General features: G+C 69.2%; 23 protein-coding genes. 15 read left to right on the top strand and 8 right to left on the bottom strand.

All coding sequences use genetic code 11. The features are described 5' to 3' along the window. Window positions 1-49 precede the first annotated feature (49 nt). On the top strand, window positions 50-397 hold the full coding sequence (locus OG709_RS34895) for a hypothetical protein (protein WP_266645247.1): 348 nt from the start codon (window positions 50-52) through the stop codon (window positions 395-397). Window positions 398-546: 149 nt separating this feature from the next. Here OG709_RS34895 and OG709_RS34890 read toward each other — a convergent pair whose 3' ends face one another. Then, on the bottom strand, window positions 547-1782 hold the full coding sequence (locus OG709_RS34890) for an MFS transporter (RefSeq protein WP_329169004.1): 1236 nt from the start codon (window positions 1780-1782) through the stop codon (window positions 547-549). 487 nt (window positions 1783-2269) lie between these two features. Here OG709_RS34890 and OG709_RS34885 point away from each other — a divergent pair, with 487 nt between their 5' ends. From OG709_RS34885 to OG709_RS34830, 12 genes are all read left to right on the top strand, one after another. Continuing rightward, on the top strand, window positions 2270-2464 hold the full coding sequence (locus OG709_RS34885) for a hypothetical protein (RefSeq protein WP_250301366.1): 195 nt from the start codon (window positions 2270-2272) through the stop codon (window positions 2462-2464). Window positions 2465-2483: 19 nt separating this feature from the next. Continuing rightward, a complete protein-coding gene (locus tag OG709_RS34880; RefSeq protein WP_329169002.1) occupies window positions 2484-3008 on the top strand; it encodes a hypothetical protein in 525 nt (174 codons plus the stop codon). Window positions 3009-3308: 300 nt separating this feature from the next. Continuing rightward, window positions 3309-4454, top strand: a complete 1146-nt coding sequence (locus tag OG709_RS34875) for a tyrosine-type recombinase/integrase (RefSeq protein ID WP_329169001.1) — start codon at window positions 3309-3311, stop codon at window positions 4452-4454. Further along, window positions 4414-5523, top strand: a complete 1110-nt coding sequence (locus tag OG709_RS34870; protein WP_124286800.1) for a tyrosine-type recombinase/integrase — start codon at window positions 4414-4416, stop codon at window positions 5521-5523. The genes OG709_RS34875 and OG709_RS34870 overlap by 41 nt, the downstream gene beginning before the upstream one ends. Then, window positions 5520-7772 carry a tyrosine-type recombinase/integrase gene (locus tag OG709_RS34865; RefSeq protein ID WP_241200582.1) on the top strand — a complete coding sequence of 751 codons (2253 nt, stop codon included), beginning with the start codon at window positions 5520-5522 and terminating at the stop codon, window positions 7770-7772. Before OG709_RS34870 ends, OG709_RS34865 begins: the two co-directional genes overlap by 4 nt. Next, a complete protein-coding gene (locus OG709_RS34860) occupies window positions 7762-8205 on the top strand; it encodes a DUF6262 family protein (protein WP_124286799.1) in 444 nt (147 codons plus the stop codon). Before OG709_RS34865 ends, OG709_RS34860 begins: the two co-directional genes overlap by 11 nt. A gap of 44 nt (window positions 8206-8249) precedes the next feature. Then, a complete protein-coding gene (locus tag OG709_RS34855) occupies window positions 8250-8444 on the top strand; it encodes a hypothetical protein (RefSeq protein WP_329168996.1) in 195 nt (64 codons plus the stop codon). Continuing rightward, window positions 8441-8767 (top strand): helix-turn-helix domain-containing protein, encoded by a 327-nt coding sequence (locus OG709_RS34850; protein WP_266497682.1) that lies wholly within the window; start codon window positions 8441-8443, stop codon window positions 8765-8767. Before OG709_RS34855 ends, OG709_RS34850 begins: the two co-directional genes overlap by 4 nt. Continuing rightward, complete coding sequence (locus OG709_RS34845) at window positions 8764-10227, top strand: hypothetical protein (RefSeq protein WP_329168994.1); 1464 nt, start codon at window positions 8764-8766, stop codon at window positions 10225-10227. Before OG709_RS34850 ends, OG709_RS34845 begins: the two co-directional genes overlap by 4 nt. A gap of 1222 nt (window positions 10228-11449) precedes the next feature. After that, window positions 11450-12253 carry a thaumatin family protein gene (locus tag OG709_RS34840; RefSeq protein ID WP_326693420.1) on the top strand — a complete coding sequence of 268 codons (804 nt, stop codon included), beginning with the start codon at window positions 11450-11452 and terminating at the stop codon, window positions 12251-12253. Between the two features lie 17 nt (window positions 12254-12270). Continuing rightward, complete coding sequence (locus OG709_RS34835) at window positions 12271-13137, top strand: glycoside hydrolase family protein (RefSeq protein ID WP_266645251.1); 867 nt, start codon at window positions 12271-12273, stop codon at window positions 13135-13137. A gap of 44 nt (window positions 13138-13181) precedes the next feature. Then, entirely contained in the window at window positions 13182-13610 is a 429-nt protein-coding gene (locus OG709_RS34830) for a septal ring lytic transglycosylase RlpA family protein (protein WP_266645252.1), read from the top strand. Between the two features lie 593 nt (window positions 13611-14203). Here OG709_RS34830 and OG709_RS34825 read toward each other — a convergent pair. Continuing rightward, complete coding sequence (locus OG709_RS34825; RefSeq protein WP_266645254.1) at window positions 14204-14662, bottom strand: winged helix-turn-helix transcriptional regulator; 459 nt, start codon at window positions 14660-14662, stop codon at window positions 14204-14206. Window positions 14663-14754: 92 nt separating this feature from the next. On the opposite strand from OG709_RS34825, the gene OG709_RS34820 reads away from it, so the two are divergent. Further along, the gene (locus tag OG709_RS34820; protein WP_266645255.1) at window positions 14755-15594 is read left to right on the top strand and encodes an SDR family oxidoreductase; all 840 of its coding nucleotides are present in this window, start codon (window positions 14755-14757) and stop codon (window positions 15592-15594) included. Between the two features lie 274 nt (window positions 15595-15868). Here the strand turns inward: OG709_RS34820 and OG709_RS34815 are convergent, their stop codons facing one another. Then, entirely contained in the window at window positions 15869-16342 is a 474-nt protein-coding gene (locus tag OG709_RS34815; protein WP_250301373.1) for a GNAT family N-acetyltransferase, read from the bottom strand. 175 nt (window positions 16343-16517) lie between these two features. Continuing rightward, window positions 16518-17114, bottom strand: a complete 597-nt coding sequence (locus tag OG709_RS34810; protein ID WP_250301374.1) for a TetR/AcrR family transcriptional regulator — start codon at window positions 17112-17114, stop codon at window positions 16518-16520. 54 nt (window positions 17115-17168) lie between these two features. Between OG709_RS34810 and OG709_RS34805 the strand changes: the two genes are divergently transcribed. Next, window positions 17169-18056, top strand: coding sequence for an NAD(P)H-binding protein (locus OG709_RS34805; RefSeq protein WP_329168988.1), 888 nt, complete (start codon window positions 17169-17171; stop codon window positions 18054-18056). Between the two features lie 298 nt (window positions 18057-18354). Here the strand turns inward: OG709_RS34805 and OG709_RS34800 are convergent, their stop codons facing one another. From OG709_RS34800 to OG709_RS34785, 4 genes are read right to left on the bottom strand one after another with little or no spacing between them, the layout of a single operon-like run. Next, on the bottom strand, window positions 18355-19476 hold the full coding sequence (locus OG709_RS34800; RefSeq protein ID WP_329168987.1) for an XdhC/CoxI family protein: 1122 nt from the start codon (window positions 19474-19476) through the stop codon (window positions 18355-18357). Next, on the bottom strand, window positions 19469-21616 hold the full coding sequence (locus tag OG709_RS34795) for a xanthine dehydrogenase family protein molybdopterin-binding subunit (protein WP_250301377.1): 2148 nt from the start codon (window positions 21614-21616) through the stop codon (window positions 19469-19471). Before OG709_RS34795 ends, OG709_RS34800 begins: the two co-directional genes overlap by 8 nt. Beyond that, on the bottom strand, window positions 21613-22605 hold the full coding sequence (locus OG709_RS34790; RefSeq protein ID WP_329168985.1) for an FAD binding domain-containing protein: 993 nt from the start codon (window positions 22603-22605) through the stop codon (window positions 21613-21615). The genes OG709_RS34795 and OG709_RS34790 overlap by 4 nt, the downstream gene beginning before the upstream one ends. Next, window positions 22602-23156 (bottom strand): (2Fe-2S)-binding protein, encoded by a 555-nt coding sequence (locus OG709_RS34785; protein ID WP_250301379.1) that lies wholly within the window; start codon window positions 23154-23156, stop codon window positions 22602-22604. The genes OG709_RS34790 and OG709_RS34785 overlap by 4 nt, the downstream gene beginning before the upstream one ends. Window positions 23157-23172 lie beyond the last annotated feature (16 nt).

The raw sequence follows: 23172 nt of genomic DNA, 5'->3' as shown, positions 1-23172 counted from the left end.
CCGGTCCAGGGCAGTACCCAGCGAGTGCGCCAAGTGCGAGGGCACCGACATGATCACCGCCGACGAACCCGTCGTCGTCTTCGAGGGATGGCAGGCCGGCACCGGCTTCGACGGTGAGCCGACCGCCGTACCGGAGCACGTCATCGAGACCCTGCCCTGGACCGAGTTCCTCCAGGGCGGGGCCCGCGGCGATTCAGGCGCTGCGGGCCCCGCAGTTCATCCAGCCTTCGACGCCGCCGAACTGCTGTCGGAACCGGTGGCGATCACCGACGCGGTATACGAGGCTTCGGCGGTCGGCGGGGTCTCCGACCACGGGCTGATGACCTGCCATCCCCCTTGCGCCAGCACCCGGATAGCGGCGGCGGGGTCGAACTCCTCGTCCGCGCCGGTGCAGTAACCCAACGGGCCCTGGACGGGATGGTCCAGGTAGACGTGCCATAGCAAACTACCGCCGGTGGCCGCCGGGCGGCGGCACAGCTACACGTAGCGAGCCTTCTCGTGTGCGCACGGGCCGTACAACCGAAGCGGCGCCAGAAGCCACCTCTTTCAGGCGGCCGCTTCCTTCCACGCGACTTCTGGGTGTATCTGCTGAGCTTGCTGGTGGCGTTGTGCCCAGCGGACGGCGAGTGGTGCTGCCAGGCCCGTCAGGGTGAACAGCGCCCCTACGACGTACCACCCGGGGCGGCCCCAAGTGATGCAGAGTGAGATGAGCAGGCTCGGCCCGAGGGCTTCAGCCAGTCCGGCACCCAAGCCAAACACTCCGAGGTACTGACCGGTGGCATGCTGTGGGGCGAGGGCGAAGGACACTTCGAAGCCCGCGGCGGAGTGCCACAGCTCGCCGATGGTGTGGATCACCATCGCGGCCAGGAGAAGCGTGGCAGCAGCCCACGCCGGTATCCCCGCAGACAGGGAGATCAGTGAGCAGGAGACGAGGAAGGCCACGCCCGCTCGGCGGTAGGCGGTTCCGCCGGCAGCTGGGGAATTGACGCTACGGCTGGCTCGTATCTGCAACGCAATGACGATGGTGGTGTTGATGAGCATCGTGCCCGAGATGAGCCAGCGCGGGGCGGTGGTGGCCGTAACCAGCCAGAGCGGGATGGCTACCGTGAGCACCTTGAACTGGACAGCCATGATGCCGTCGAGAGCGGTGAGCAGGAGGTAAGGGCGGTCCCGCAGGGCGATCCAGCGGGGGCCGCCGGCGGAGGGGACAGGTTTGACCGGCGGAAGGTAGATCAGGATTGCTGCGGAAGCCGCGAAGGCAACCGCGTTGCCGATGACCAGGAGTTGGTAGGCGGGGAGGGTGCCCACCTGGACGGCCCAGCCCGCCAGCAGGGCACCGAGGGAGATGCCTACGTTGGTCACGGCGCGGAGATAGGCGCGGAATTCCTGCGGTCGGTCCCCTCCGTAGTGCCTGATGAGCGGACTGCGTGCGGCCAATCCGGCCGCTTTGGCGCCGGTGGCCGTGCCTACCGCGATGACGAACGGCCAGAAGCCGTCTGCCAGTACGAAGCCGGCAGTGGCCAGCGCTTGGACGACGAGGGTGATCGCGTAGACGCCGCGTGCTCCGTGCCGGTCCGCGAGATGACCGACAGCGATGCCCGCGGCCAGCGAGACGACACCGGCAATGCCAAGTCCGAGGCCCACCTGGGTTGCCGGAAGGTGGACTGCCTCGGTGAAGTACAGGACCCCAGCGGTCAGATAGAGGCCGCTGCCGACGGTGTAGACAAAGTTCGAGGCGGCGATGACGCGCTGTGGGCCGGAATCCGGCATCAGTTTAGGCATGACGGGGCTCCGCCTCCTGGGTCGACAGTAAGGGCTGACCTAGCCTTCTGCTTGTTACTTGCAATTACAAGGTGTTTGCAATAAATGGGCTGCACGGCCTGCCCGGCGCATCTGTGCGGAGGCGTTGAGGTGCAGGACAAGGGCCGCTTGGACGGCCACGCCGGAGAGCAGGGGCGTTCCCGGGAGAGGTGCGTCCGGCCCGGCGGCGGCGCGGCTGCCCAGCACCTTGACGAGCGCGACCCGGGCGTCCGTCGACGCAGGTGGACTCGCGAAAACCTACCGACGGGTTACTTGCTCTCTCGTGTCCGAGCTAGGACTACGAGGCCTGCTGTCTGTGACTCCCGCACTTCCGCAGGACTATCGCAGTAGATGCCGGATTTACTGCGGCGGAGCCCTACCGTGATCACCGCGACCTGCGGCGGGGCATTCCGGCCGCCGGTGCGAGGTGTACGCATTTGCTGCGGCAGTGCCGGAAGGGTGGGACGGCGTGACGATCGAACCGGTGACCGAGCTCGGGAGCGGGGGCGCGCTTCGGTTGCCGCGCGGGCGGGTCGTACCGCTGTCCGCCCCGCCCGCGTCGTACACCGCGGCGGTCGAGCGCTACCTCACCGGCGCGGGCGTCACGAAGCGGCACTGCCGGAAGTCCTGGCCGAGCTGGCCGCCGCGCGGGCGGACGGGATAGGACGCCGGCACCGTCAACCGTGAACTGTGCATCGCCCGCAAGGCGATCGGCTGGTGGCAGCGCCAAGGCTGGATCGACGGCGATCCCACGATCGGCATCGAGCGGCGGCCGGCACCGCCGGACCGCACCAAGCTTCGCGGAGAACCAGATCGCCGCCCTGTGGCGCCTCGACGTCGCGCTCCGGGAGAAGACGCAGTGGAAGATGTTCTACGACGGAACACCGACGCTCGACGTGTGCCCGGAGACCGGCCGGGCCCGGCTCTCCTACCACCGCGCTGAGGAGATCTTCGAGGAGAACACCCGGCTGGTGGCCAACCCCCTCGCCTCACCCGACGACATCGAGGATCTGGACGGCTGGACGCTGCATCGGCTACGTCACAGTGCCCTGACGCACGACGCCGAGGACGGCACCTCTACCCCGATGCTGCTGGCCCGCTCCCGCCACACCTCCGTCCGCTCCCTGGAGCGGTACGCCCGTCCCGGCGTCGACTCGGCCGCCCGGCACGTCGCCGGACGCGACCCCGCTGCACGTCGCCGCACGTAATCCGAGCGGATCAGGCTTCAAGATCATCCCGTGGCCCCTTTGGTGCGTATCTCGGAACCGGCGCTTATCGCATCTGATGCGAACTGGCGTCACCTTGCGCCGCATTGGTCAGGCGGCGCCGGGAAGCCGCTGATCAGCAGGTAGGTGGTTCTCCATGGCCTGCTGGGACGGTAACCGACAGGACGGGTCCATGTCGTTCCGCTTCACTCGATCGGATGGCTGACCTGCCGTTCCGCTCCACGCTTCGCATCTGATGCGAGATTCTCGCGGCGAATGCGATCTACGGAGCGTGACAATGTGGTGAGCAACAACAGGGCGGCGCCGGGGGCCGCACGGCTTCACCTGGCCGACGGGGTGCCGCTGCTCCGGCCGGACGAGCAGGTCTTCGAAGCGATGCTGGACGGCTGGCGCAACCAGCAGCTGGCCCGTAACCTCGCGCTGTCGACCATCAACGGCCGCGAGCGCAAGGTGCGGGCGTTCGCCGCTCACGCTGACGCCTTCCCGTGGAACTGGTCCTCGCCGCTGGCCGACGAGTGGTTCGGCGACCTGCGGTCGGTTCACGGCTGCGGACGTTCGACGCTCCGGGGCTACCAGGAAGCGGTACGGCTGTTCTGCGACTACACCACCGACCCCGCCTACGAGTGGGCGGCCGAGTGCGAACGGCGCTTCGGGACCCATCCGATCCAGGTCTGCCACGAGTGGAACACCGCCGTGCACATGCAGGAGTGCGAGGCAGAAGCCCCGAAACGGGCCTTCACCCGGGACGAGTTGCAGACATTCTTCGACTACGCCGACGACCAGGTCGAGCGCGTCCGCGGACGCGGTCGCAAAGGCTGGCTGCCCGCCTTCCGCGACGCGATGTTGTTCAAGACCGCGTACGCATTCGGACTGCGCCGCAATGAGACCCGGATGCTGGACACCGCGGACTTCGGCCGTAACCCCGAAGGAGCGGAGTTCGGTGAGTTCGGCATTTGTTACGTCCGCCATGGCAAGGCGAAGAAGGGATCGCCGCCCAAACGCCGCAGCGTGCTGACGGTATGGGAGTGGTCGGCCGAGATCCTCGACCAGTGGACGAGCGAGGTCCGGCCCGCCATGCGGCACGCGGACGGGCCAGCCCTGTGGCCTTCCGAACGCGGGCGGCGAGTGGGCCTGCAACGGCTGGACTCCCGCTTTGCCGCCTACCGCGACGATCTCGGCTTGGACCCGGTCCTGGACTTCCACTCGCTACGCAGGTCTTACGTCACCCATCTGATCGAAGACGGCATGGACCCCCTGTTCGTCCAGCTTCTCTTGAGTCCTCTGTGGTGTGTCCACGACGTGCAGCACGAGCCTGGGGTGAGCGGAGATCTGTGTGGTGGAGGTGGTTATCTACGGCCGTCCATCACGCAGTTTTCCAGGAGGTCTGATGTTGGTGCAGAGGGTGTTGATGCCCGCCTCGTCGCTTGAGTCGTGGACGGTCCTCGGCGACGAGGGTGGGATAGTCAAGCCGATCGAGAGTTACCTGGCCTACCTAACCGACATCGAGCGGTCACCGAACACGGTCAAGGCATACGCCCATGATCTGAAGGACTGGTTCGTCTTCCTCGGCCGGAGTGGTCTGGACTGGCGCGAGGTGCGGCTGGAGGACCTGGGCGAGTTCGTTGCCTGGCTCCGGTTGCCGCCTGCGGGCCGTGACGGCAGGGTCGCGTTGCTGCCGTCGGCGGAGCATCACTGCGGGGTGACCACGGTCAACCGGAAGCTGTCGGCGGTCAGTGGTCTGTACGTCTTCCACGCCCGTCACGGCGTGGACCTCGGCGATCTGGTCACCGAGCTGCAGCCGGTCCGTGCCCGGCGCACGGGCTGGAAGCCGTTTCTGTATCACCTGGCCGGCGGCGAACCCGAGCGACGCCGCACGATCAAGCTGAAGACCCCTCGCATGCACCCGACCATCCTGACCGCCGCCCAGGTCCAGGCGATCCTGGATGCCTGCACCCGGCTTCGGGACCGGTTCTTGTTCGCCCTGCTGTGGGAGACCGGGATCCGGATCGGCGAGGCCCTTGGTCTCCGTCACGAGGATCTCGCCGCGGCGGAAGGCGAGTTGATCGTCACTCCGCGAATCAATGACAACCGGGCTCGGGCCAAGTCCGCCTCGCCCCGAACCGTTCCCGTCGGCCCTGAGATCATCCGGCTCTACGCGGACTATCTCCACGATGAGTACGGCGATCTGGACAGCGACTACATGTTCGTCAACCTCTGGGGCGGTGCCTACGGGCACCCCCTGACCTACGCGGCGGTCTACGACCTGGTGCTGCGGATCCGCCGCGCCACCGGCATCGACTTCGACCCCCACTGGTTCCGGCACACCCGGGCCACCTTGCTCCTGCGCCGAAAGGTGCCCATCGAGGTGGTCAGTACTTTGCTCGGCCATTCCTCGATCGCCACCACGCTCGATATTTACGGTCACTTGTCCGTCGAGGACGCCCGTCGCGCCCTGGAGGACGCCGGGTTTCTGACCGGGCGGGAGGTCCGCTGGTGAGCGAGTCGACTCCTGCCGTTCCCCTTCCCGGCTCAGGACTGCTGGGCAAACTCATGGCCGCGGTCCGGCCGGAGTTCCGCGTCGATGTGTTCATCCCCGCTCCGGGAGAACTGATCTTCGGGCTGGGAGCCTGCCGGGTTCCCGACTGTCCACGGCAGCCCCGCACCCGTCAGCTCTGCCGCGGTCATTACTACCGCTGGCAGCGGCGCGGAGGCCCGGACATCGAAGCGTTCATCGCCGATCCCGGCCCCGGCCCGGTCGGGCGGACTGAACTGACCGAATGCTTCGTCACCGGCTGCCGCTACGGTGCGGCCCGCCAAGGTCTGTGCGTGCGCCATCACGGCTTCTGGGAACGGGCGGACAAGCCCGAGAAGAAGAAGTGGGTGGCGAGTCTGCCGGCCGTCACCGACAACGGCCGCCCGATCTGCCGCTTGTCGTTCTGCACCCTGTGGACCCAGGGGAAGTCGCCGTTCTGCCACAACCACAAATCCCGCTGGTATGCCGTCGGCAGCCCCGAGATCGAGGAGTTCGTACGCCGCTGCGAGGCCGCCGGAGACGACCGCTTCGACTTCCGGTCGCTGGACGACAAGCGTCAGCTCAAGCTGGAACTTCAGTACGCGCTGCAGTGCCGCCACGACGAGCGCCAGGTCAACACCCACAGCTCGGCCGTCTCGCCGGTGATCCGGCTGACCGCCGCCAGCGAGGCAAGTTCCTTGCTGGAGTGGCCGATGGAGCAATGGAGCGAGCACTTCGCCGCGATGCGCGGCGCCAGCCACGACCAGAACGGACAGCTTGCGTTCCTGCGCTACGCGCACGAGCATCTGGAGGATCTCGCCTGCGGCAGCGGCTGGGAGAGCGAGTTCCCCCGCGATGTGTGGGTGCTGCGTCGGCTCGGGATCGAGGGCACCCGGGCCCGGTTGCGGTTCGACCGCATCGCCCAGCCGTGGCTACGGGAGCCGGCCAAGAGGTTCGTGCGCTGGCGGCTCAGTATCGGCCGCAGCATCAACCAGGCCGTCGTCGACATCCTCGCGCTCAACCGGTTCTCCGGCTTCCTGGCCGACCCACGTGTCGCCGCGAGTGGTCTGGCTGCGGTGGACCGGAAGGTACTCGAACGCTATCTGGCCGATCTCTCCGTCGACCCGCGGTCGGTCCACTCGCGAGGCCGGGACATCGGCTCGCTGAACGCGTTCTTCCATGCCATGCGCCGCCACGGCTGGGACGAGACCCTTCCGGCCAACGCGACCTTCTACCCCGACGACTTCCCCCGTCCCGACAAGCGGTTGCCCCGGGCGCTGGCCGAGCAGGTCATGGCCCAGGTCGAGCAGCCCGCCAACCTCGACCGCTGGCACAACTCCGAGGGCCGCCTGCTCACCCTGATTCTCATGCGGTGCGGGCTGCGGGTCGGTGACGCCTGCAACCTGGCCTTCGACTGCATCGTCCGGGACGCCGATGGCGCCGGCTACCTGCGCTATCTCAACCGGAAGATGAAACGCGAGGCCCTGGTCCCCATCGACGAGGAGGTCGAGGGCGAGATCACCGTCCAGCAGCAGCGCGTCCTGGAGCGGTGGCCCGGCGGCAGCCGGTGGCTGTTCCCGGCCCCGCGGATGAACCCCGACGGCACCCGGCCACTGACCACGCACTCCTACCGCGGACAGCTTGACCTCTGGCTGGAACGCTGCGACGTCCGCGACGAGCACGGCCGGGCAGTGCACCTGACACCCCACCAATGGCGCCACACTTTTGGAACCAGGCTGATCAACCGGGACGTCCCGCAGGAAGTCGTACGTGTCCTTCTTGATCACTCCTCGGGTGAGATGACCGCGCATTACGCCCGGCTGCACGACACCACGGTCCGCCGGCACTGGGAGAAGGCCCGCAAGGTCAACATCAAGGGCGAGAGCGTCACCGTCGACCCCGATGGTCCGCTGGCCGAGGCTACCTGGGCCAAGCAGCGGCTCGGCCGCGTGACCCAGGCCCTGCCCAACGGCTACTGCGGTCTGCCGGTGCAGAAGACCTGTCCGCATGCCAATGCTTGCCTGACCTGCCCGATGTTCGTCACCACCCCGGAGTTCCTGCCACAACACCGGGAACAACGCCAGCAGTTGCTGCAGATCGTCTCCGCCGCCGAGGCCCGCGGCCAAGCACGGGTGGTCGAGATGAACCAGCAGGTCCTGGGCAACCTGGAGCAGATCATCACCACCTTGGAATCCGACCCCGACCAGCCGGAGGCGACCGCCGATGCGAGCTGACAACAGCCAGCACATCGTCGACGCCGCCCGGCGCCGAAGCGAGTACACCCGCTCCAAGGCCATCCAGGCACTCCGCGCTCTGGATGCCGCGGGCGAACCAGTCACCTTCGAGACCGTCGCGAAACGAGCACGAGTCTCCCGCTCCTGGCTCTATGCCCAGCCGGACCTGCGAACGGAGATCGAGCATCTGCGAGCAACACACCGCCGAGCCCCCGCATCCCCCGTTCCCGCACGCCAGCGCACCTCCGATGCCTCCCTGCTACGGCGACTCGAAGCCGCGAACACTCGCATCCAGCGGCTCACCGAGGAGAACCGACAACTGCGCGAGCAACTCGCTCAGGCCCTCGGCGAACAACGCGCCGCGAGCACTCGAACACGCCCGCCACGCACGAGTGCGGGCAATCCCAGCTCAGTAACGATCGGCCCGTGCTGAAAGGCCAATGCATGCTCTCGTCCGACACGTCATGGACAACAACCGTGAAACAAACGCGCAGGTCAACGGCCTGCCGAGCAAAGGAGCTCAAGATAGTCCAGCAACAGGCCGGCCACGACCACGCGTCCACCACCTCCATCTACACCTGCGTGTCCTCCGACTTCCGCACCCGCACTCTGCGGCGGGCGCTGGACGCCACCATCGAGGCCGCGCTCAAGCCCGCGAGGAGTGCTCGATGAAACGCCAGGTCAGCTACCAGTGGCGACTGCGCGAGAAGATGGCCACGGCCGGAATGTTCACCACCAGCGAGCTCGCCCCGCCCCTCGCCGAGCGCGGCATCAACCTCTCCCTGTCCCAGGTCCACCGGCTCGTCACCGGCACCCCCGAGCGGCTGTCGCTGCCGGTCCTGGCCGCGCTCTGCGACATCTTCGACTGCACCCCGGCCGACCTGATCGCCACCAGGGCAGAGAACGCCACCGTCCGCAGGGTCGCCACCGGCGATGCGGTCGTCGACCTGTCGGCGATCCGTCCCAAGCGCGCCCGCATCCGGCCGGAAGGATGAGCCGCACCCGCGTCCGCGCCGAGGACCTGTTCTGCACCCGCTGCGACCGTGCACTGCGGCTGGGGGCGAACCACTGGCCCGAGGGCTACATCTGCCGGAGCTGCATGACCAGAGCTCTGGAGACCTACGGGACCTGCACCGGATGCGGAGTCGAGCGGCTCACTCCCGGCCTCGCGGCGGACGGCGGGAAGCTCTGCTCCGACTGCGCCGGCGGGATCGGTGACTTCTTCTGCGAGCAATGCGGCCAGGAGGCCAGACGATACCGGCGCGGGGTCTGCGGCCGATGCGTCCTGACCGAGCGGCTCCGCGAACTCCTCGACGACGGCACCGGCTCCGTCCACGCCGAACTGCTCCCGCTGTTCGACGCTCTACGGCAGATCCGCCGCCCGTGGGGCGCCCTGACCTGGACTAATAAGCCCCACACTCAGCGCAACCTGCGCGCTCTCGCCTTGAAAGAGGTTCCGCTCACGCACGACGGCCTGAGCCAGCTCCACCCCTGGCGATCGGTCGCTTACCTGCGCGACCTGCTCATGCAGAGCGGCGTCCTGCCCCCGGCTGACCGGCAGCTGCTGCTGTTCCAGCGGTGGCTCGCCGAGAAACTGCCTGCCGTCGGCGACGCCGGGCACCGGCGGCTTCTGGAGCTCTTCGCGACCTGGCACGTTCAGCGCCGTCTGAACTCCCTGGCCGACCGCGGCCCGCTCACCAGTAAGCAGGTTCAGCAGGCCCGCAACGAGATTCGTCTCGCGACCGCCTTTCTCGATCACCTCGCCGAGCGAGGGCGGACCCTCGCCGAGTGCACGCAGGCCGATGTCGATACTTGGTACGCGGGTGGCTACACCGCCCGGCGCCTGACCCACGCCTTTCTGCGATGGGCGATGCGGTCCAAACACCTGCTCAAGGTCGCCGTCTCGCATCGCTCCACGAGCAACCCCGCCCCGCTCGCTCAACACCAGCGACTGACCCTGTTGCGGCAGGCCGTCGACCAAGGCGACATTCCGCTCCAGGACCGTGTGGTCGCCGCGCTCGTCCTCCTTTACGCGCAACCGCTCACCCGGATCGCTCGGCTCACCACCGACGATGTTCTTCACGAGGACGGCGAGGTTCTGGTCCGGCTCGGCGATCCTCCCTCGCCCGTCCCCGAACCGCTTGCCGGAATGCTGCTGACCTATCTCGACCAGCGACCGAACACCATGACCGCCACCAACCCCAACGCCCGGTGGCTCTTTCCCGGCCGCAGGGCTGGACAGCCCATGACCCCGCACACGCTCGAACTCAGGCTTCGCCACCTGGGCTTCCCCACCCAGCGAGGACGCACGGCGGCCATCCGCCACCTCGTTCTCCAGGCTCCCGCACCCGTGATCGCCCGCATGCTCGGCTACCACGACGACACCACCGCCCAGCTCGCCGCCGAGGCAGGAGGAACCTGGCGCCACTATGCCCCCGGCGACCACACACGGTGACAACCAGCGCCTCAATGACCAAGGAATAGGCGTCAGTCGATTACGCGAGGTCGCCAGTTTGACACCCGACTCCCGCTCGAAGACCGGCACCCACTGCACGGCGCGCCGGTCGGCGCGCAGCTGGGCGAGGAGTTCGGCCGGAGCCCGGGGCGGGGCGTACGGCGTGCGCCCGGTGGCGTAGCCGCCGCCCGTGCCGATCTTCCCGCCGTAGTGGCTGAAGCTGAACGTGCCATGGGCCTTTCCCACAAGGCCGTGGACGTCGAACGTGAAATGGATGTCGTCCCCGGCCTTGCGGTACAGCTTGGCCGTGCCGGTCAGCCCCGTCTCGCGCACCTTGTTGTGCTGCGTCTGAATAGCCGCGGCAGTGACACCACCGACGACGGCGAGCGCGACTGCCACCGTCAGCACACGCGTGACACGGCTTCGGTACCTGAACCCCATGGACAGGACACCGACCGCACAAGCGGAGACCTTGAACAGGTCGCTGCCCGCCCCAGGAAGGGGGTCTGCGAAAACGTATAGCGGGATGTGCGGCCTGAACTCCATATGTCTGAGGCAGTCCGAAAGCAGTCCGAGTGGGATTTAGGTAGCCGAACTCATGTGCACCCCTGCTGCGGCTGTTTCCGAAGGGTGTGGAGTGTGCAGGATCTGTTCCGGGCGAGTCAGCAACGGTGTGATCGCGTGTCGGCCCCTTGGTCGTACGGGCTTCGCGATTGGCCTGTGGATGCGAGGAGGCGTATGTCCGATGGACTGACGGGGTGCGGCAACGGACTGCCGATGGCTCCCGGGGCCGACGGTTTCAGGAGGTTGACCTTCCGGCGTCCGGATCGCTCGAAGGCGGTACGGGCCTGGATCCTCGTCGGCCAGGAGCGAATCGAGAAGCACTTCCTTTCGTCGCGCTCATCCGAGTCGAACCCGACGAATTGGGCAAGGCCTGTACGAGGGCACCAGCCGGACAGAAGAACAGGTCAGGCGCCTTCTTCCGGGCCCTGGCAGAAGCCCGGCATCTTCGGCGAGTACGACATCAGCGGGTTCGTCCGGATCGAGGCGAGCGGTGGGGTGCTGGCCCGAAGACGGTCCGGATCTTGACTCGCCGCCCGTCGCGACGCGCCCCGGGCGCCGCATGTCGTACCGATGCTCGCCGCGCCCAGCAGTGTGACCGGCCCGGCCCCGACTCCCCATCCCCCACCGCACTTTCGACGGAGGACCTTTGCGCAAGGCCTTGAGTACTCTGGCGGCCACGATCGCCGTGGCCGCCGCCCTGCTGATGCTGGCCCCCTCGCACACGGGCGCCCGGCCCCAGGCGAAGTCGGCCACAAGTACGGCGCTCGGCAGAGCCGCCCCGGCCGCGGCCACCGTGACCGCCCACACGGCGACGTTCGTCAACAGCACCGGCAAGAAGATCTGGGTCGGCAGCACCGTCAACGCCGACGGTTCCAAGAACTTCGGATCGTTGCCGGTCCTGGAACCCGGGCAGTCGGCGACGGTGGCCGTCCCGGAGGACGCGGCCCCCGGCTACTGGCGCGGCAAGTTCTTCGCCCGTATGGGGTGCGGCGGCCAGTCCGGCAGCAACTTCCACTGCGAGCTGGGCGACTGCGGTGTCTTCGCCGACCACTGCGCGCCGAATACCGGTGAACAGCCGGTCAGTCTCGCCGAGTTCAACTTCGACCGCGGTGACGGCCTGGCGCCTTGGTACGACGTGAGCTACGTCAACGCCTTCTCCGTGCCGATCACGATCACGCCCACCGAGGTGTCCGGCTCCGGTGGCGGCTGCGGCGCGGTGGGCTGCCCCGAAGATCTGCTGCCGAAGTGTCCCGCCGACAACCTGACACGGTGGAGCGACGGCACGCCGAAGTTGTGCACCAGCCCGAACCGCGACGCCAAGACCCCCTACAGCGACATGATCGCCACCAACTGCCCGAAGGCGTACGGCTGGTCGAAGCAGGACAAGGAGCCGGGCAACCAGGTCATGCAGCAGTGCAGCCGGTGCAGCGGCTTCACGGTCGAATTCCACCGCGGCGCCTGAACGGACGGGAACGCACCATGCGCAGAAGAAGCATCCTCACCGCCGCGCTGGCGGCGCCGCTCGCGCTCTCGGCCACCGGCCGCGCCGCGGCGGCCCAAGCCCCGAACGGCGCCCCGGCGACGGACCGGATCGCGGTTCCGGAAGCCGCCGGCGTGAAGAAGAAGGGCGCAAGCGCCTGGAGTTTCGACGGCGTCGCCCAAGACCTGGCCGATTCCGGGGTCGGCTGGTTCTACACCTGGTCCTCGGGCAGGTCAGGGATCGCCGCGCCCCATGGCGTCGAGTTCGTCCCGATGATCTGGGGGCCGGGCTCGGTGACCGACGCCGAGTTGAACCAGGCCAAGCAGCAGGGCACGATCCTGCTCGGCTTCAACGAGCCCGACCATCCGGGGCAGGCGGTCATGACCGTGCAGCAAGCCCTCGATTTGTGGCCCCGGTTGCAGTCGACGGGCCTGCGGCTCGGCGCGCCCGCGGTGGCCACCGGCGCGGACACCGCCGACGGCTGGCTCGGCCAGTTCCTCCGGGGCGCCACCAGCCGCAGCCTCAAGGTCGATTTCCTGCCCGTCCACTGGTACGGCGCCGACTTCAACGCCACCAACGCCACCAACCAGTTGCGCGGCTACCTCCAGGCCACCTACGACCGCCACCACAAACCGCTCTGGCTCACCGAGTACGCCCTCATCGATTTCTCGTCCGGCACGCCGCGGTACCCGACGCAGGAGCAGCAGGCGGCCTTCGTGCAGCAGTCGACAGCCATGCTCCAGGGCTTGCCGTTCGTCGAACGGTACGCCTGGTTCACGCTCTCCACCAGCCGCGGCGACGGCACCGGACTGTACAACGGCACGACCGCCACGCAGGTGGGTGCCGCCTACCGCGCGGCGGGTTGAGCCGCAGCCCTGTCCCGCATTCCCGCTCCGGAAAGGACGCGACCATGATCCGCTCACTCCCTCTCGCCCGGCTGGCCATCGGCCTCACCGCCCTCGCCGCGGTGGTCGTCACGGCGCCGCCCAGCTCCGCCGTGCCCGCCGTCCCGCTCGCCGACACCTGCTGGGCGACGCACTACGGCCCCATCCCGCCCGGCTCCTACACCGCCAGCGGCGAAATCTTCGACAACAACGCGGACACCGCGGCGACCTCCCTCTCCCGTGACCCGCAACTCCCCTTCAACACCCGGGTGAAGGTCACCAACAACGCGAACGGCGCGTCCCTCGTCGTCCGCATCAACGACCGTGGCACCTTCACCCAGACCCCGCAGGAACCCAAGTGCCTCGACCTCACCGATGGCGCCTTCCAGCGCCTCGGCGGCGTCATCGACCCGGACCAGGGCCACATCGAGGTGACGGAGGAAGTGCTTCCCTAAGGGCCCGCCTCCGGTGCCGGGGTGGCCAGGCAAGAACGGCCGCCCCGGCACCGCGCCCGGGAAGTCTGCCATCCGCCGGTTGTCCCGGGACGTACCCCAACACGACCGCGGGCGCAGCGGACGCATCCGGGGCGCTGATCTTGATCGTCACCTGTCCAAGGCTCATCCTCGGCCACTCTCGATGCCCTCCATTCGATCCGAGACTGTCAGTCCCGGCGGCAGTCGGTGTCCGGCTCCTCGCCTGCGCCTGTCACGACCTCGCCATATAGGGTGCGGTGCGCAAGGTATTGCCCGCTTCGGGGTTGAGGAACCAGGTCTCGCGGACTGTCGAGGGCGGGTTCCTCAGGAGGATCGGAACCCGGCGAGGTCCGCTGCCTGGTCGACCGGTCGTCGGTCCCGTACAGCTTCACCGCGTAGGGGACTTCTCCGTCCAAGTGCAGCTCGTGCCGGTGATGCAGCGCGATGATGTCACCGGTCAGCGCGCCGAGTTGGATGTCGTCCGGCGGGTGACTTCCGGTGTGTCGGTGGCGCGGCCTTCTGCCACTGACCCGTGCTCGTGCTGGGGATACGCATGACCCCTCCTGCCGTCACGGTCAGTGTTCGTCGTCGAGATGGTCCAGCTGTCGAGGGCCTGGGGCAGTCAGCTGCTCCGCTTGACCTGTTGCGCTGAGCCGCTCCGTGGCGGACGCTCCGCTGGGCGTCAGCCGCTGTGTGATCCGGTCGAACAAGTCCGTCAGTGGCTCACCGACGTCCTGGCCGAACTCAGTGAGCCCGTAGGTGACTTGGGGCGGCATCGTCGGCTCGACCTCCCGCCAGACCAGCCCGTCATGGACCAGTGCGCGCAGTGTCTGAGCGAGCATCTTCTCGCTGATGCCCTGGATGCTGTCGCGCAGCTCGAAAAACCGAAGGTCGTTGCTCCGCAAGGAGATCAGCACCCAGATACCCCACCTGCTGGTCACGTGGTCGACCATGTCGCGTGCAGGGCAGTCGGTGTGAAACACCTCATACCGATTGCCTGTCTCGGCCTGCGTCAGCTGCGCACCTTCCCTCATGTTCGGAGCTTACCTCTGGGTATGTTCTTACAAAAAATAAGCTCGCCTCCTAGCGTCAATTACCGCAGTGCACAACGGACTAGGAGCAGAACATGATCGTGGTGACCGGAGCTACCGGAAATGTGGGCCGACCTTTGACGCAGGTCCTGGCCGAGGCGGGCGAGCAGGTGATGGCGGTGTCACGGCACGCAGCGGCGGTGCCGGACGGAGTCCGGCATGTGGCGGCCGATCTGGCCGAGCTGACAAGCCTCACCCCCGCGTTGGACGGGGCGAAGGCGCTGTTCCTCCTGCTGTCCGGCGATCTGCACGCCCCCGGAGCCAGGCCGACCGACATCATCGACCTGGCTGCGGCCAGCGGGGTGCGCCGGGTTGTCCTGCTGTCTTCGCAGGGAGTGGCGACCAGGCCGCTCGGCCCGTCACGGATCGCGCTGCGCGCGGTGGAGGACGCCTTGAGAGAGTCCGGCCTGGACTGGGCCGTCCTGCGACCGGGCGGCTTCGCCTCCAACGCTTTGGCCTGGGCGGATTCCGTCCGCACGCAAGGTACGGTCGCCGCACCCTTCGGCGACATCGGGGTTCCGGTCGTCGACCCGGTGGACATCGCCGAGGTCGCAGCGGCCTGCCTGCTGGACGACCGGCACGCCGGCGGAGTCTTCGAGCTGACCGGGCCCGAGGTGATCACGCCACGTCAGCAGGCGGAGGCCATCGCCGCCGCGCTCGGCTCGCCGGTGCGGTTCCACGAACTGACCCGCGAGGAGGCCAAGGCCACGATGACCCAGTTCGTGCCGCCGGAGCTCGCCGACGACACCCTGGACATCATCGCCGCCCCGAACCAGGCCGAACTACAGATCAGCTCGGACGTGGAACGAGTCCTCGGCCGCGCCCCGAGCCCCTTCGCCGACTGGGTCGCCCGGAGCATCGCCGCTTTTCGCTGAGGCCCATCTCAGCTGAAGCCCCCGGGCCGCCCCGTGCGACTACGGCCGCACGGGGCGGCCCCGTAGCCCACCTCCCACCACCAGCCAGAACTCAAGAACCGCAGCGACCTGACGGGGTCCTACCGGCGTCTCGGCCACCTTCTGCACCTGCGAGCGGCTGTCCCACGCGCTGCCGCCTCGCTGACTGCGCCCCGGGATCAGGTCCGGGCGAACGGCGCCCAGTTGGTCAGTTCGAAGCCCGAGCCGCGTCGGCGCAGCCACCGTGAGAGTTTGCTCAGTTGGGCGCGATGGGCTGTTCGAGGAGCTCGTCAGGTCCGCCGAACCCGCAGCGCCGGTACAGCGGCGCACTGCGTTCGGACGGCCACACGATCAACGTGTCCAGGCCGTGGGTGCGCGCATCGCGGGTGACCTCGTCGAGCAGGGTCTTGCCCAGGCCTCGGTTGCGCTGCTCCGGGGTGACGTAGAAGTTCGTCACGTAACCGAGGGCATCGGAGTCCGGGTAGGGACTCGGGACCTTCTCCACGAGGCACACGAACACGTGACCACAAGGCCGGCCGCCCACTTCCGCGAGCCAGACACGCCACGGCCCGGCCATCCGAGAACGCAACCACCGCTCGCACTCGGCGGTGAACCCCTCTTCGTCCTGCGGGACTTCAACTCCGCCGTCCTCCACCTTGAACCGCCAGCGCATGGCTGCCAGCGCAGGCGCGTCGTCGAATTCGGCCCGCCGGATCACAACGTCACTCATGGCCACACTCTCGCAGCCCGATCCGCCGGAGCGAAACCGCTTACGGGTGTCCGGAGACCCCTTGGAACCGATCAGCTGGAGTCCGGGCCGCCAGCTCCGTGGAAGCGGCCTGACCAGGCCCGGGGCGACGCGTGTACCGGGCCGCGGGGCCCTCTTCGACCGGAAGCGCCGTCTCTCACCGCAGTTGGTCGAATGCCTGGTCGGCGTCGGCTACGGCCTCGGGGAGGACGTCGTGGGCGGTTCGACCGTCGGCGATCTTCTGCCAGTTCGTCCGAGCGAGCACCCGTTGGACCGCGAGTACCTGGGCGGCTCGCAGACGCGCCTGGATGCCTTCGCCGAGGGCGCCCGCCAGTGCCTCCTCGTCCTCCAGTTGGTACCGCGTGAGCCGTCCCGCCAGGCTCGGTGTGGTGAACACCAGCCGGTGGAACGCCACTACCTCGGGATGATCGTTGAGGCCGGTGACGGGGTCGTACCGGTCGAGGCCGGCCCGGAAGTGCCGGTGCAGCGCCGTCACCGGCTTGATGCCGGGCCCGCGGTCACGTACGACGCGTGCCGCCTCGCCCTGGTGGTCGGCGAACCGGTGCAGCACCAGGTCTTCCTTGGTGGGGAAGTACCGGAAGAGGGTCGGCTTGGAGATCTCGGCCGCCGCGGCGATGTCGTTGACCGAGACCCGGTCGAAGCCGCGCTCCAGGAACAGCGAAACGGCCGCGTCGCCGATGGCGTCGCGCGTCCGCTCCTTCTTGCGGGCCCGCAGCCCCGTCGGCTCGCTCATCTGACCAGGATAACATTCGTAACCGAGTTGCTTTTTTAACCGAGTAACGTTTTCATGGGCGGCATGAATCGGATGCACATTCCTCCCGTGCTCGTCACCGGGGCGACGGGCCGGATCGGCCGTATCGTCATCGACCAACTCCTCGACGCGGACGTGCCGGTCCGTGCCCTCACCCATCGTTCCGAGGCGGCGGCCACGCTGCCGGCGAAGGTCGAGGTCTTCACCGGCGACCTCACTGCGCCCGAGACGCTCGACCCGGCATTGAACGGCGCCGGCGCGGTCTTCCTCGTCTGGACCGCCCCGCCTCGGACGGCCGCGGCGGTCGTCGAGCGGCTGGCAGCCCACGTGCGGCGGGTCGTCCTCCTCTCCTCCCCTCACCAGACGCCGCACCCCTTTTTCCAGCAGCCCAATCCCATGGCGGCACTGCACGCCGACATCGAGCGGCTCATCGCGGCCACCGGACTCGAATCGACGATCATCCGGCCGGGGATGCTCGCGTCGAACTCGCTGGCCTGGTGGACGCCCGCGATCCGGGCCGGCGAGGTCGTCCGGTGGCCCTACGGCGCTGCCGAGACGGCACCGGTCGACGACCGCGACGTCGCAGCTGTCGCGGCGCGGACGCTCTATCAGGACGGATACGTCGGAAGCGACTACGTCCTCACGGGCCCCGAGTCGCTGACCCAAGCCGCGCAGGTGAGCGTCATCGGTGACTCCCTGGGGCGCCGGATCGCATTCGAGGAGATGACACCGGACGAGTTCCGAAGCCTGTCGGAGGGTACGGCGCCCAGCTCGGTCGTCGACATGCTGCTCGCCGCGTGGAGCGCGGCGGTCGGACAGCCCGCGTACATCACCACTGCGGTGGCCGACATCCTCGGGACGGCGCCGCGAACGTTTCGCCAATGGGCCACCGACCACGCCACCGCGTTCACGGAGGGTTCGTAACCTCGTCGACCGCGGCCTGCCCCCGCCGAGACCCACCAGTCGACGACCGGGTGAGCCGGGTACTGCTGGGCACAGATGCTCGACACTCCCTGCAACTGCCTCCATCCGGATCTTCTCCACACGGGAGACCCAGGCAAGGAACGGTGGGCTCCCGACAACGAGCGCGAGCATCCGCGTAACTGCACAACATGCGCCCGCTGCCGCTCCGTCGCAGCGGGCGGGAGGGATCGTCGCAACACGTGGTCGGTTCTCGGTACCCGAGTGGCCTCCCGGGATTCCCGCCCCGGGGTCGTACGGGCTACTCGTCGCCGCCTCCGTGGATCGGCCCCCGCTCCCCGGCCAGCGGCAGCCCGCTTCCACCCCGCCGCACCGCGACGATCTCGGCGCCGATCGACACGGCTGTCTCCTCGGGTGTACGACCGCCCAGGTCCAGGCCGATCGGCGAGCGCAGCCTGGCCAGTTGGCGCTTCGACACCCCGGCCTCCCGCAGTCGGCCCAGCCGGTCCTCGTGCGTACGGCGCGACCCCATCGCGCCGACGTACGCGACGGGCAGCCGAAGCGCCACTTCCAGCAGCGGTACATCGAACTTGGCATCGTGCGTGAGGACGCACAGCACCGTCCGCTCGTCGGTGGCCGTGTCGCGCAGATAGCGGTCCGGCCATTCCACGACCACCTCGTCGGCGTCCGGGAAACGGGTCCGCGTCGCGAACACTCCCCGCGCGTCGCACAGTGTCACGTGGAAACCGAGGAGCTTGCCGACCCGTACCAGCGCGCCCGCGAAGTCCACCGCGCCGAACACGATCATCCGGGCTGGCGGCACGTTCGACTCGACGAACAGGGTGACGTCGCCGCCGCACCGGGCCGAGCTCTCCGGCACCTCGCACACCCCGGTCCGCCCGAGGTCGAGCAGGGCGCGGGCCTGTGCCGCGAGCCCGGGGTCGTCGCCCGAGCCGAGGCCGCTGGTGTACGAGCCGTCGGGCCGGACCAGCAACAGCTCGGCCGCGCCCGTGAGTTCGCCCGCTCCGTCGAGTACTCGGGCGAGTGCCACCGGCTCGCCGCGCGCCGCAGCGGTGAGCGCCGCCCGTACCGTCGTACGGCACGGCGAGTCGGACCGTACCGGAACGACATGCACCTCCACGGCGCCGCCGCAGGTCAGCCCCACCGCGAACGCGTCGTCGTCGCTGTAACCGAAGCGCTCCCTGCGCACCCTCCCGTCCTGCAGGGCCTCGATGCACAGCTCGTAGACCGCGCCCTCGACGCAGCCGCCGGAGACGGAGCCGATGACCTCCCCGGCGGAGTCGACCGCCAGGGCCGCGCCGGGCGGCCGGGGTGCGCTGCCGCTCACCGAGACGACGGTGGCGACGGCGAACTCGCGTCCCTGCGCGGCCCATTGGCTCAGCTCGGCAGCGAGGTCAAGCATCCCGCCGCGCCTCGGCGAGCAGTACCCGGTCGGGCCGGATCGGCAGATCGCGCTGTCGGACGCCGGTCGCGTGCCACACCGCGTTGGCGATGGCGGCGGCGGTGCCGACGATGCCGATCTCGCCGACGCCCTTGATCCCGACGGGGTCGTCGGGGTCCGGGTCGTCGATCCACTCGGCCTGGATGTCCGGCACATCGGCGTGCGCGGCGACGTGGTAGCCCGCCAGGTCGGCGCCGACGTGCCCGCCGGACGCTTCGTCGCGTACCGCTTCCTCGTGCAGGGCCATGGAAATGCCCCATGTCATGCCGCCGACGAACTGGCTGCGGGCGGTGAGCGGGTTGATGATGCGTCCGGCGGCGAACACGCCCAGCATGCGTCGTACCCGCACCTCCCCCGTGGCCACGTCCACGGCGACCTCGGCGAACTGCGCGCCGTACGCGTAACGCTCCTTCTTGGCGAGGGCCGCGATCAGCTCGGCGGTGTCCGTGCGGGCCGTGATTCCGCCGTCCGGGATCTCGCCGCTGGTCAGCGGCAGGCGTTCGCGCAGGTCGCGGGCGGCTGCTATGACGGCCCAGCCCCAGGATCGCGTGCCCATGGAGCCGCCCGCGACCCAGGCGGGCCCGAAGTCGCTGTCGGCGATCCGCACCCGCACCCGCTCGGGCGTCACGTCGAGCGCGTCCGCGGCGATGAGGGTCAGAGCCGTGCGGGCACCGGTACCGACGTCGGCCGCGGTGATCCTGACGGTGAAGGTGCCGTCCGGTTCGGCGGTCACGGACGCCGTGGAAGGGACCGCACCGGCGGGGAACGTGGAGGCGGCCGTACCGGTGCCCAGGAGCCAGCGGCCGTCGCGGCGCATCCGCGGGCGCGGGTCGCGGTCCGCCCAGCCGAAGCGGCTCGCGCCGTCCTCGAAGCAGCCGATGAGACGGCGGCTGCTGAACGGCAGGCCCGACATGGGCCCTACCGCCGGTTCGTTGCGGGCGCGCAGGGCGATCGGGTCCATGCCGAGCCGTTCGGCGAGTTCGTCGAGCGCCGACTCCACGGCGAACGAGCCCGGCGCCTCGCCGGGCGCCCGCATCCACGTGGGCGTCGCGACGTCCACGGGCACGACCCGGTTGACGGTGTGGTGGGCGTCGGCGTCGTACATGGTGCGCCCGAACGCGGCACTCCCCTCGACGAACTCGCGCAGGTTCGAGGTGAGGTTCAGGTTCTCGTGCCCGAAGGCACGCAGCCGCCCGTCCGGGTCGGCGCCGAGCCGCACGCGCTGCACGGTGGGGCTGCGGTACCCGGTGGTGGCGAACACCTGACGCCGGGTCAACACCACACGCACCGGCCGGTGCAGTTCGGTCGCGGCCATCACCGCGGCCACGTGGTGCGCACGCAGCCCTTTGGAGCCGAAGGCGCCGCCGACGTGTTCGGAGCGTACGTGGACGGCAGCGGGGTCGAGGGAGAACAGGCCGGCGAGGTCGTCGGCGATCCACTTGCTGCCCTGGTTGGAGTCGAAGACCTGCAGGCGCCCGTCGTGCCAGCGCGCCGTCACCGCGTGCGGTTCCATGGCCGTGTGGTGCTGCTCGGGCGTGGTGTACGCGGCGTCCACCACCACGTCGGAGGCGGCGAGTTGGGTGTCCAGGTCGCCCTTGGTGGCCTCCATGTCCTGCGGGGTGTAGATACCTGGCCTGTCGGCGTGGAAGGCGATGTCGTGCGGCTCCTCGTCGTACTCGACGACGAGCGCCTCGGCGGCCTCCCTGGCCTGTTCGGACGTTTCGGCGACGACCAGCGCGACGGGCCAGCCCGCGTGCGGCACCCGGTCGTGCTGGAAGACCTCGACGATCGGGTCGGGCCGGCCGAGCGCGCCGATGACGTCGTCCTTGACGCGCGGCGCGTTCCCGTGGTGCAGGACGCTGAGCACCCCGGGCAGGGCGCGGACCGCGTCCTCGCCGATCGAGCGGACGCTGCCGCGCGCCACGGTCGACAGCACCAGCCAGCCGTGCGCGAGTTCGGTGAAGGGGATCTCGCCCGCGTAGCGGGCGGCGCCGGTGACCTTGTCGCGTGCTTCGATGCGGGTGTGCGCGACACCCACCGCGTGCGGCTGCGCCGCGGTGGACGCCGTCGTCGCCGTCGTCGCCGTTGTCGCTGTGGTCACCGGGGCGCCTCCTCGTTCAGTTCGGTGAGCAGTGCCACGACGAGGTTGCGCATCAGTGGCACCTTGTACGCGTTGTGCGGCAGCGGCCTGGCCGCCGCGAGCTCGGCGTCGGCCGCGGCCGTGAACGCCGCCCCGTCCGCGGGCGAGCCGATCAGCGCGCGCTCCGCGGTGCGGGCCCGCCACGGCCGGGACGCGACCGCGCCGAAGGCCAGCCGCACGTCCCGTACGACGCCGTCACGGACGTCGAGGGCAGCGGCGACGGACCCGATGGCGAAGGCGTACGAGGCGCGCTCGCGGACCTTGCGGTAGCGGGAGCCGGCGGCAAGGGGTGCGGACGGCAGAGCAACCCCGGTGATGAGTGCGCCGGCCGGCAGCGTGGTCTCCAGGTGCGGGGTGTCGCCCACGGGCCGGTAGAGGTCGTCGAGCGCCACCTCGCCTTCCCCGTCGGCGGTTCGGAAGTGCACGACGGCGTCGAACGCTGTGAGCGCGACGCCCATGTCGGACGGGTGCACGGCCACGCATGCCTCGCTCGCGCCGAGGATCGCGTGGTTGTGGTGCTCGCCCGCGACGGCGGGGCAGCCACTGCCGGGGTCCCGTTTGTTGCACGGTTTGCTGACGTCGGTGAAGTAGCCGCAGCGGGTGCGCTGCAGCAGATTCCCGCCGACGGTCGCCATATTGCGCAGCTGCCCGGACGCCCCGGCGAGCACGGCCTGCGCCAACGCCGGGTAGCGGCGGCGCACTTCGGGGTGCGCGGCGAGGTCGCTGTTGGTGACGGTGGCCCCGATCCGCAGCCCGCCGTCCTTCGTCGGCTCTACGCGGTCCAGGGGCAGTTCGCGTACGTCGACCAGGCGTCCGGGGCGTTCCACCCCCGCCCTCATCAGGTCGACGAGATTGGTGCCGCCGCCGAGGAAGCGTGCCTCGGGGTCCGCGCCGAGTAGCGCCACGGCACCCGGCACGTCGATCGCCCTCTCGTATCCGAACTCCTTCACGCCACTTGCTCCTTCGCACGTTCGGCGGCCTGCGTGACGGCCCGCACGATCGACACGTACGCACCGCAGCGGCACAGGTTGCCGCTCATCCGTTCGCGGATCTCCTCAGGCGTAAGAGCCGGCGGTCCGGCCTCGGGCCGGACGTCCTCGGTCGCGGCACTCGGCCAGCCGGCAGCGTGCTCCCGCAGCACACCGAGGGCCGAACAGATCTGGCCGGGGGTGCAGTAGCCGCACTGGAACCCGTCGAGTTCGACGAACGCCTGCTGTACGGGGTGCAGTTCGTCGCCGTCCGCGACGCCCTCGATGGTGGTGATCTCGCGCCCCTCTGCGGCGACCGCGAGCTGCAGACAGGACACGGCCCGGCGCCCGTCGACGAGAACGGTGCAGGCACCGCACTGCCCCTGGTCGCATCCCTTCTTCGTGCCGGTCAGATCGAGCCGCTCGCGCAGGGCGTCGAGCAGGGTGGTGCGGTGATCGACGGGCAGCGTGTACTTCTCTCCGTTGACGTGCAAGGTGATCGAGCTGGACGTGGAGATGCCCGCTGGGGCCATGAACAGCCTTCTTTCG

It is taken from the genome of Streptomyces sp. NBC_01267, assembly GCF_036241575.1.
In the GTDB taxonomy this organism is placed as follows: Bacteria; Actinomycetota; Actinomycetes; order Streptomycetales; family Streptomycetaceae; genus Streptomyces.
The sequence above is the reverse complement of the archived record's forward strand: the minus strand, read 5'-3'. Positions and strand labels throughout refer to the sequence as shown.